At 39.3% G+C, this 1,656-nt stretch carries 1 protein-coding gene; it reads left to right on the plus strand.

The window, feature by feature from the left end; translation table 11 throughout:
• Positions 1-176 precede the first annotated feature (176 nt).
• Positions 177-1,427, plus strand: a complete 1,251-nt coding sequence (locus ASN18_RS14110) for a transposase (RefSeq protein WP_236861775.1) — start codon at positions 177-179, stop codon at positions 1,425-1,427.
• The last annotated feature ends 229 nt before the right edge of the window (positions 1,428-1,656 follow it).

Raw genomic sequence — 1,656 nt, forward strand, 5'->3', positions numbered from 1 at the left:
CAGCAATTCTCGGTGAAGTAAGAAAGGGAGGGAGGAAAGGGAGAATAGAGAGGGAGAACGAAATATTTTTCGCGCAGATGGAATATATACAAATATATAGTCTAGATTTTTTTAATGATGTATGCTTAGAATATAAGCATGCGAAACATTTATCATTTGAGGCGCTGTGCAATACAATGAGAAAGCGCATAGGTGATATAGAGGATAATCGAGAAATAAGGAAAGTAGAACATTGTCTGCATGACGTATGTATGTCCGGATTTGCAATGATGTATTTTCAGGATCCATCGCTTTTGGAATTCCAGCAGCGCCTTGAAGATAAAGCAAGAAATAATAACTTGAAGACATTGTTTAGCGTAAAGACAATACCCAAAGACAGTCAGATGAGGGATGTCATAGACAAGTTAGACAGCGAGAAGCTAAAGCCAATATTTAATGATTTTGTAGAGAAATTGCGCCGTGGGAAACAGCTTGAGAGGTTTCTGTTTATGAAGGACTATTATTTAATGTCGATTGATGGATCGGAGTATTTTGGTTCGGACAAGGTAAAGTGTCCCGGGTGTTTGACCAAAGAGAGCAAAAGCGGTAAAATCCATTACACACACCAGATATTGCAAAGTGTAATAATGCACCCTGACATGAGGCAAGTAATTCCCCTGGCACCGGAAGCGATAAAGAATGTTGACGGCCACCAGAAGCAGGACTGCGAGATACAGGCTGGCAAGAGGTTGATTCAGAAGATAAGACAAGACCATCCAAGGTTAAAGATAATAATAGTAGGGGATTCGTTGTATAGCAAGCAGCCATTTATAGAGAAGCTTGTGAAACATCGTATGAGATATATTCTTACGGCAAAGGATAATGACCACAAACTCCTGGTGGAATGGGTAAACGAACAGAGGCAATTAGGTGAGGTTAGCTCATATAGGACAACGGACACTAAGGGTATTGTCCACGAATATGAATGGATAAACGATGTACCCTTAAACGGCAGAGATGATGCACAAATGGTAAACTACTTTCATTATCGAATAGTCAAGAATGGAAAGGTAACCTACAAGAGTAGTTGGGTAACAGACATAAGTGTTACCGAACACAACGTGAGAGAGCTTGTCAGAGGTGGTAGAAGCCGTTGGAAAATAGAAAATGAGGCATTTAATACCCTGAAAAACCAGGGTTACCATATAGAACACAACTTTGGACACGGCAAAGAAAACCTCTCTTTTAACTTTTTTCTTTTCAATCTTCTGGCATTTTTCATTCACCAGATATTTGAATTGACAGATGCTCTGTATCAGCAATGTAGAGGTAAGTTCTCAAGCAGAAGAGCCTTCTGGCAATGTCTGAAAAACACCATAATAGTACTTATATTTCCCGACTGGCAGACCCTGTTAGAAAGAATTATAGATCCCATGGCCTTTTTATAAATACGTTACCGAAGTTTTGCCAATTCCATAAGCTTACCTCAAAAAATTAAACGGGACATTTTGCCTTTTTGCAAAAGCTCAAGCAGAATTGCTAGCTATCATCATGTAAAATTGACACTATCAAAGGGAAAACTCTGCACTTACGGTCTCCTTGACTCCACATCGTTTTCACTTATTAATACACTATACGTATAAACAGTGTCTTTCTTGCCTTCACCGAGAATTGCTG

Origin of the sequence: Candidatus Magnetominusculus xianensis (genome assembly GCA_001541255.1) — a bacterium.
GTDB classification, from domain to species: domain Bacteria; phylum Nitrospirota; class Thermodesulfovibrionia; order Thermodesulfovibrionales; family Magnetobacteriaceae; genus Magnetominusculus; species Magnetominusculus xianensis.

Excerpts from the sequence above, each read along its gene's own strand:
- ASN18_RS14110 (WP_236861775.1), top strand. The coding sequence starts at position 177 with ATGAGAAAGCGCATAGGTGATATAGAGGATAATCGAGAAATAAGGAAA.